Here is an 8,696-nt window from a genome sequence, read left to right as displayed (position 1 = left end):
GTTTATCCCTTCTTCTTTAATATTTATACAATTCCTTACTACATAGGGAAATAGTAATATTTAAAAACCCCATTATGTTTAAGCCCCTATTATATTACAGGGAGTATAGTATGGTTTTAGGAAACTATTATCTAAAAAGCCTATTAGAGTTTTTAGGAAGCATAATTAGGAGCCCATTGTGGTTTTAGGAAGCATATTATGTTCAATTGATTTTCCTTAATGAAACATTAATAGTAAATTAAACATTTTTCCAGAAAGTAGAGGCAATCCTTCTGCCAACGACATTTTCCACAAATAGTTTTAACTATCTTTGGAGAGAGATTATCGGTAAAAATAGTGAGTTGGGCGGATGAAATTAAAGATCCTGACTCCATATCTAATTCTTTCAGTACGGATATATCCATAGCCCTAATACCTTCCCCTGAGTCGGTTCCCATATTACACACATCCTTTTGAAGATGAGGGCAGTGTTTACAAATAGAATCTGCTTCAGTAATAACTTTAATAAAAAAAGAGGGGTTTTTCTGGATTTTTTCAGTAATCCGGGCCATGTTGATGATGAATTCTTCACTGTAACCAAGTCCCTGGAATCCTTGCATGCAAAGGATATGGTGGGCTCTGATCTTTATTGGTTCAGAACCATCCTCCTTCTGATCTATCAACATAGGAAAAAATCCATATAGACTTTATTAATTGTTTAAAATCTGTTTTAGGGTTTAATATTTTTCTTTAGGAGTTATAACCTTGGTAAGTGCTGCTGCACCACCTATCTTTACCAGGTCTCCAAGAATGAATGGTAGAAGACCCATACTTATCAGGGTTAAGAAGGTGGGGAAGGTCCCTTTGACCAGGTACATCCACAATCCCAATCCCAAAAGACCGGGTATGTAGATAAGGGTGAAGTTCACCAAAAACGTCAAACCCAGCATGGGACGGAAGTTTCGAGACTGGACATAATTATCAGTGACGTAACCCATCACAAATGCGGTTAAAATGAAACCCAGGAAATACCCTCCAGTGGCACCTAAAAGGATCTCGTAACCACCAGTGAGTCCTGCAAACCAGGGCACTCCCAGTAGTCCCACTGCCAAATACATTACCTGACTAATTCCACCCCACCAACGACCCAATACTACTCCTGCCATTAAAACGGCGAAAGTTTGGGCAGTTATTGGGACAGGAGTCCAGGGAAGAGGTATTATCACTTGAGCCATTATTCCAGTGATGCAGGCCATGAAAAAAGCCATTATCACTTTGTTTACCAGAGAAGTATTCGAACGCCATGCGAAAAGCGAATACCTCTTCCTGAAATAATTATCAATGCTGATTTCCATTTTTATCACTCTTTATGTATGAATTTTGAGATATGTAAGTACTTAAACATTCATAGGGCAGATATTGCTTAGTTCTTATCTGCACATACTAATATTTTAAAAAATCTTCAGAAAGTTAGGTAAAGCTCCAATGAAGCTCCTTTAATTATTAGATTCAATTAGTAATATAAAGTTATCTTCATGATTATTTTCGAATACAACAAGGGGGACTTTTACAACTTTAAAACATTAAATGGATAAAATTAACCCACCATTTAACTTACCAAGTTATTCACTGCACCTACATAACTATCTATTTTAAATTTTCGGCGTAAACCTCGGTCATTCATGTAGCGTACCTTCCCAAATATCTCCCGCTCTTTCCAGGCCCGATCATGTTTACCAAAACACCAGGCTACTCCTGCATAAGCATTGGGGTCACGGCCATCTAATTCATACTTGTTGTTAAGTTTAAGAGCTATTTGGTAGGCTTCTTCGGGATCGTGAGTCCATTCCAGGATTTTTTTACCCCAGTACATGCGCATGTATCCATGCATCTTACCAGTATGGACCATTTCCAGTTGAGCTGCATTCCAGTATGGATCATGGGTTCCTGCATTTTCAAATTCTTTAAAGGAATAAGTATATTCCCGTTTATCGTTCTGATGTTTACTAAGTGTTTTGTAAGCCCAATCAGGGAGACATTTCAAATTATCATATTCAGGGTTATGATAAACGAAATTCACAGCCAATTCTCTGCGGACGATGAGTTCTTCCAGGTAGGTGGATTTACCCGGACTTTTAGTTTTCAAAATTTCCAGTGCTATATGTAACGGGGATACTTGGCCGAAGTGGAGGTAGGGACTCATATGGGATAGATAGTCGGTACTGGGATCATTTCTATCTGGAAAATGATCCAGCTTATGTTTAATGAAAGTACCCAGTAGTTTAATGGCATTCAAAGTCCCACCCTTGTATTTACTAACAGGGGCCACTTTAGATTTTAATCCTAACTGAGAAATAATGGAATGTAAATCATCAAATGAATACGAATCCATGTTAATATCACTAGAATGTGTAATTAGTTTTTCCATTTTAAGGGGTACTAAAAATTCATCCAGTTTTTTATTGATCTTTCTGCGGAAAGTGGCAGCAGAATACTCTTCCTTGGCTGATGCAGTTTCCACGGGAACTACCACATTGGTTTCCACCTGTATTAACGAACATTTTAACCAATCTATGGCTTTTTTGACCCATTCACGTTGTATAGTAAGGTAGCCTTTATCCACAACCACCACTGAAGCATTTTCGGCCAGTTCAATTGCACCTTTCGGTGGGGAGACTATCTGAATAGCCATTTTTATTCCCCTTTTATCCAGTGAATTTTGAACATGCTGAAGTCCCTGGAGAAGAAAAGTGTAATGCCGGTTATTGGCCTCCGGAAATTGTTTAGTTATCCCAAAAAATACTACTAAAGGTTTTTTAAGGCGGTTGGCCTTTTTTATACCGTATTCCAGTGCATGGTTACAGTGTGCCCGGGGAGAAGCCTGCATCCAGTATAAAACATAATCACCCTCCTTCAACGGTTTCTGGTTTAGTTTTTTTATACGTTCAGTATGGATCATATTTCATCCCCTTGATTGATCATTAATTCACCCTGCTGTTAATGGACTCATCTAATCCCATTATCATCCCGGTAAATCACTTAATTAGGATCTTGTTTAGTGTTGAGTGATTTACAATGTAATTTTTGAATATATGGGAATTTTTGATTAAATTGAAGGACTAGTTGATTAAATGAATGTTATTTCCATTAACTCCTCAGGGTAAGGTTCGAAAAAAGTTTGATCCATCAAATATTCATTGTTAAAACGGATAATCCATGATTTAAGTAAGTTTTGGTTCACCAGAAGGGGAACTCTTCCCTGGCGATATTTTTCCAGAGAATCCAGGAAGAATGATTTCTCAGGAGGGGTGAGATCCCTGGAAAAATGACCAAATGCATGCATCAATACATTAATATTAGCCGGAGGCAGGGGATCATTCTTAAGCATCTCTTTCATAACAGTCCCATATTTTTGAACCAATTCCGGAAATGGTATTTTTTTTGAGTTGGATACCAATCTTCCCAGTTTCTGGGAGTGTATTTGACTGAATGATGAAAATAAGAGCTTATTTTTACGGTGAAAATCGAGTATATTACTAAAATCACCATTGGAGACATTCTGCCTGAAATCTGCCAGGGTGTAAATACGGGTGAGGAAATTTTCCCGAAGGTGATAATTACGCAACCGTCCCTCATCCTCCACTGGGGTGAGTGGGTAGCATCTAAAAACTGCTGCAGCGAATAATCCAATCCCATCTGTCCAGGGTCTTGACATTCCACCTTTAGGATATACTTTAACTGCCTTTACTCCACATGATGGGGATTTATTTTTCAATATAAAACCATCAACACCCTCAAGGGACTTTAAAAATGAATCTGAAAATTCTAACATTTTATCTGTGCAATTGTATCCAGTGGCTGGTTGAACCAGTTCTATCTGTTCATGGTCCTTTTCCAGGTGAATAGGTTTTCGGGGTATTCCCAGCCCAATTTCCACCTCTGGACATACTGGGGCGAAGTCAGCGTGCTTTTTAAGCTTTTCCACCATACTACTTCTTATAATAAGGCCGTTGTAACGGCAAGCCTCAAATTCAATGCATCTACTTGAAACCAGGTATGGTCGTGAGAATTTTCTCAAAGACAAAAAAGCACCCCCTATCCACGATTAATTCTTTACCATCTCATACTAATTTATAGACTGGTTATCCGCTGTTTGGATTATTTTGATAATCTGAACTGTAATCTCTTATTAGATATATAATTTAATCTTTATATTATTATAAAAAACCAATATCATGGCTCTGTCAAAAACTTGGGGGTTAAGAGTCAAAAACCTTTATCTGGTTTAGGATTTCTATTCTGATATTTATTCGCGACATTGCACCTTTTGGTGTTGACCCTTTTATGTGTTGATGTTTTTGTGGTATGGGAATGTTAGTAATTCTTCCAGGGTCCAGATATGGTCTGTGATTCCTACGGACATCATAGGTGTTCTTTTTTGATATTTTCTCCACAATTTACCATTTAAATGTGTTTTGCAAGGTTTTTTCAGGGAATCGTGTGTTCGTACGAAGTTATGGTCTGTCATTTGTAGTGTGGCGTGGTGTTGGAGCCATTCGTCTTTTTTGGAATATCCTAATGTTTTTCTTGTTAATCTGTTGTTATCTTGTCTTAAAGTCAAATTTTCTCGTTCTATGTAAGAAGTAGAGATGAAACTAAAGTCAATATCTTCTTCCATACCATATATAATGCGTTTTTCAATATTAACCACTTTACTTCCCTCTCGCTCCTTCACTACTTGAGCATATTTTAACTCAGGCAATGGCATTTGTTTCGGTTTTCGTGGACGTCCTCGTTTATCGGTCCTTGAAAACTCCTTTGTATAGCTGTATCTGTCCAATAGTGCTTGTGCGTAGTATTTTCTTCCGTCGGTGACAAATAAAGGTAATTCCTCTTCGTTTATTCGATCACATGTTTGTTTAACAATCTCATCAGCCGCATCTTGAGTCATGGCACCTGCGTAGGCTGCTAGGATTAGTCTGTGTTCAGGTGCGAAGCTTAACCAGATCCATCTTTCATCTTCTGATTCATGCTCCATTCTCGGAACTGTTTTTTTTTAACAAAAGTCCACAACTCATCTAACTCCACTTTATCAACTTTTATGTCTTTCATAAGGACTTTGTTTATTTCTTCGCTGTGTTCAGAAGCTATGCGCAGCCATCTGCGCACAGTATCCAGTTTAACACCTAAAACTTCTGCTGTGCTCCGTAAACTCATGCCTTTTAAAATCATTTTCAAAGCCAAAAAAACTGTCTCTTCATTTGTTCTTAAATCGTGTAATATTGTATTTGAATGTGAAGTGAAACTTTTAGAGCATGTTCGACAAATAAATTTGTGAACAGGACCATTTTTTGTCTGGTAGGTTCCATTACCCACAATATTACCGTTTTCAGTTTTCCCGTAATCTGCACAGCTCTTGTTAGGACAAGCCACATCCACAAAACCAGGTTTAGGACCACGAACACCCATAAAAACACATCCCCTTAAGTATAAATATGGTCCTAACTACTATATAAAACTTCAGTATTTTGAAGGGTCAACACCCACCTTTTTTAATCTTCATTATTCTTTTAATACTTTTAGGAAAGGTTTTTTGGAATTGGTTTTCCAATTTATTTGAAGTTCGTTCAATATTTTCATCTAAAAGGTACGAAAAGTATGTTTTGAAGTAAGGCATTAACGAATCCATGATAATTGATTGAATAACCTTTGAATAATCTTTTATTTGATTTAATATTTCATCCATTCGAGTTCTAGCTTCTTTAAATGATTTACTGTTAAATAAACTGAATATTTCTAGTTTTTCTTGCCTTATATTCTCTAATTCATCATCAGACAATTCATTATCTCTTATGTATTCTTTTATTTTCTTATTTATGTTTTTAAACACATGAAATAAACACCACTGATGCGTAAACTCTAATCCTTCAATTATGGGTTTATATTTTTCATCTAAATCGCTTGTTATTGCTATTTTCTTTTGATTTCTGGTGGATTCCTCTAAAAACTTTTGTATGTTCGTGGAATTCTCTTTGGAGTATATTTCATCAGCAACGATAATATTCTGTTTACTGTCGAATAAAGCGAAACGGTAATTCCAAAAGCCGTTAAGCTTAATCCACTCCACGTCAAAAATGTAATAACCACTATAAAGATTTTTTACTTCTTTTTTAGGGATTTCATATCCAAGTATCCAGTTTTCAATTGTTTGCCTTGAAACACTGATCCCCGTGTCTTTTTTAATTTTATAAGCAATTTTACGGATTGATCCCAAGAATAAACCAGCTAATTCAACGCATTTTTCTTTGAATTCATTTGAAAAGTTACTATTATCATCTACAATGTCTGATATATCTGTTTTAAACTTTTTACCACATTTTTTACACTTGTACATTTGAATTTCAGCGTTAACAACTCCTTCATCATAAAAATAAAGTTTTCTTTCTTTAACTCCATTTTTAATCACAGATTTACTGAAACACTCCGGACAAAAAGAAACCAGCACCTCAATATGAAAAATATCCTTTTTATACCAAGTATTCAACGAATTAAATACATTATCATCTCTTTCAATCGATTTTAAATGATTTTCCTCATATTTCGATAAATCTTCACAAAAATAGGAAAGTTTATAACTCTGATCAAACAAACTATCAATTGGAGCAAGTATTTTTCTGTTTAGCATAGAAAATACTATGCTCCCCTTATTATAAAAGTTTTTAGTTTTTTATTTCAGGAAATAATGAGTTTAAACAAGGATAACCAAATTGTTTATCAAAACACAAATTTCAAAAACCCCCAAGTTTTTGACAGTGTCAATATCATTCTAAGGACGATAATTCCGGATTACAAATAGGGGCATCACCGATAAAAGCTGTGCGCCCAGTGAAAACATCACCATGGCAGTGAATGAAAAATCATATAGTAGGCCAAGGATGAAACTGCCTGCAAACCATGAAAAACCATAGATAATACTGAAAACCCCATATGCTGAACCTCTTACCTTAACTGGGGACATTTCAGCCACTGCGGCTCTCATTATGGATTCTTGAGCCCCCATACCCACGCCCCATAGTGCCATCCCCAGTAACGCCAAGTTAAAGTCACCCCAGAATACCATGGGTGCAAAAAAAGCAGAACACATAACTGCCATTATCAGGGCCCACATCCCCATCTTATCAAATAATCTTCCGAACAGAAGGGCTGCCAGGGCATCCACACCCATTGCTACCGAGTAGAAAATGGGGATCATCACCGGGGCAACCAGTTGAACCTTCTGGAAGTGGTAGGCCACCAGTGGAAAATCAGCAAATCCTAGGGCAATAAAAACCACCGCAACGATGTATATCCAGTAAACCTTCATTAAACCCTTGGTTTTTAGTTTTGGTACTTGAACTTCCAAGTCATGTGGATGGGGGTAGAGGAATTTAGAGGTAACCAGGACAGCTAATGCTAGAATTGCTGGTAATAGGAGAAATGCAAAACCAGTCTGGTAATTACCATAGACATATAAGATAATCGCAACTATCAGGGGCCCCAATATTGCTCCAATTTGATCCATGGCCTCGTGCAGGCCAAATCCCCAACCACGACCCACCTGTGAGGTGGCATGGGATAACATCACATCCCGGGGAGGAGTTCTGATAGCCTTACCCATTCTTTCAGCGATCAATAGTAGGGCTGCCATTGGCCAGTTCCCGGCAAGAGCAAGAAGAGGCACTGCCAGGAGATTCACAGCATAGCCAATTATGGTCAGGGCCCAGTATTGCCTGCTTTTATCTGCCAGATAACCAGAAGCAAACCGGAGAGAATAACCCACTAGTTCACCAAACCCGGATACAAAACCTACCGCAGCGGCACTGGCCCCCAGTAAAGACAAGTATGGCCCGGTAATGCTTCTAGCACCTTCATAGGTCATATCCCCCAGTAAGCTTACAAAGCCCAGGAGAACTATAAATTTAAGTGCATTATCCTTCACCATGTCTTTAGATAGCTTAAATTTGATGTTTAACATAGATTTACCCCATATTTTCCAGATTAACTTAGTTAAAACTCCAGATTAACATAGTTGGATCTCCAGATTAAACTTAGTTGGATTTCATTCCTAAACATTTTCGCCCTAAAATATCTTCATGACAATTCAATTTTTTTTATTTCATAACTTCATTGATGAGTTCAACTGTTTTCTGACGGGATTCCTTGAGGATTTTCTGTCCTTTGGATGTTATTTTATAATATTTCCTGATTTTACCCTGCACATTTACTTTTCTACATTTTAAAAAACCTTCACCCTCCAGTGAGTGCAGAATAGGATACATTGTTCCAGGACTAACATCATAACCGTGATTTTTAAGTTCCTGTATCATTTGAACCCCGTATATCTCTTCTTTACTGGCATGGTATAGTATGTGTATCCGGATAAAACCCAGGAAGAATTTTCGATTTAATGTCATTTTATACCTCTTTGGTACTGATTTACCCATTAGTACATCTATCCATTAATATCGATATTCGATATCTAATATCAATATCTTATTCCAATATCGTTTATCGATTTTATTGATTAAATATTTTTCCAAAATTTTTTCGAAAATTCTCCAAGAAAAAAGAATAGAAAATAGAATTAATATCAAAAATTGATCTGAGGGATACAAATAGAATAAATTTACCATCCAAGCTAACCTATTCCAGTATGTACCATTGAATATTATTAAAAT

At 36.9% G+C, this 8,696-nt stretch carries 9 protein-coding genes; all 9 read right to left on the bottom strand.

The genetic code is table 11. The features are described from left to right. Window positions 1–227 precede the first annotated feature (227 nt). The 9 genes from BK009_RS12280 to BK009_RS12240 all read right to left on the bottom strand — a co-directional run bounded on the left by BK009_RS12280 (window position 228) and on the right by BK009_RS12240 (window position 8,432). Window positions 228–665 (bottom strand): DUF1284 domain-containing protein, encoded by a 438-nt coding sequence (locus BK009_RS12280; protein WP_100909691.1) that lies wholly within the window; start codon window positions 663–665, stop codon window positions 228–230. Window positions 666–716: 51 nt separating this feature from the next. After that, window positions 717–1,334, bottom strand: coding sequence for a biotin transporter BioY (locus BK009_RS12275; protein ID WP_100904765.1), 618 nt, complete (start codon window positions 1,332–1,334; stop codon window positions 717–719). 254 nt (window positions 1,335–1,588) lie between these two features. Beyond that, entirely contained in the window at window positions 1,589–2,938 is a 1,350-nt protein-coding gene (gene phrB / locus BK009_RS12270) for a deoxyribodipyrimidine photo-lyase (protein WP_100909690.1), read from the bottom strand. A 168-nt stretch (window positions 2,939–3,106) separates the two neighbouring features. Then, window positions 3,107–4,063 (bottom strand): YbgA family protein, encoded by a 957-nt coding sequence (locus BK009_RS12265; protein WP_100909689.1) that lies wholly within the window; start codon window positions 4,061–4,063, stop codon window positions 3,107–3,109. Between the two features lie 258 nt (window positions 4,064–4,321). Further along, entirely contained in the window at window positions 4,322–5,017 is a 696-nt protein-coding gene (locus tag BK009_RS12260) for a hypothetical protein (RefSeq protein WP_100907199.1), read from the bottom strand. Continuing rightward, window positions 4,978–5,448, bottom strand: coding sequence for a helix-turn-helix domain-containing protein (locus BK009_RS12255; RefSeq protein WP_100907200.1), 471 nt, complete (start codon window positions 5,446–5,448; stop codon window positions 4,978–4,980). The genes BK009_RS12260 and BK009_RS12255 overlap by 40 nt, the downstream gene beginning before the upstream one ends. Window positions 5,449–5,515: 67 nt before the next feature. Then, window positions 5,516–6,664 (bottom strand): hypothetical protein, encoded by a 1,149-nt coding sequence (locus BK009_RS12250; RefSeq protein WP_100909688.1) that lies wholly within the window; start codon window positions 6,662–6,664, stop codon window positions 5,516–5,518. 141 nt (window positions 6,665–6,805) lie between these two features. Beyond that, window positions 6,806–7,993 (bottom strand): MFS transporter, encoded by a 1,188-nt coding sequence (locus BK009_RS12245; protein ID WP_169923174.1) that lies wholly within the window; start codon window positions 7,991–7,993, stop codon window positions 6,806–6,808. 136 nt (window positions 7,994–8,129) lie between these two features. Beyond that, a complete protein-coding gene (locus tag BK009_RS12240; RefSeq protein WP_100907486.1) occupies window positions 8,130–8,432 on the bottom strand; it encodes a PadR family transcriptional regulator in 303 nt (100 codons plus the stop codon). Window positions 8,433–8,696 lie beyond the last annotated feature (264 nt).

The organism is Methanobacterium subterraneum (genome assembly GCF_002813695.1).
In the GTDB taxonomy this organism is placed as follows: Archaea; Methanobacteriota; Methanobacteria; order Methanobacteriales; family Methanobacteriaceae; genus Methanobacterium; species Methanobacterium subterraneum.
Note: the sequence above shows the minus strand (reverse complement) of the source record. Positions and strands in the feature narration are given on the sequence as shown.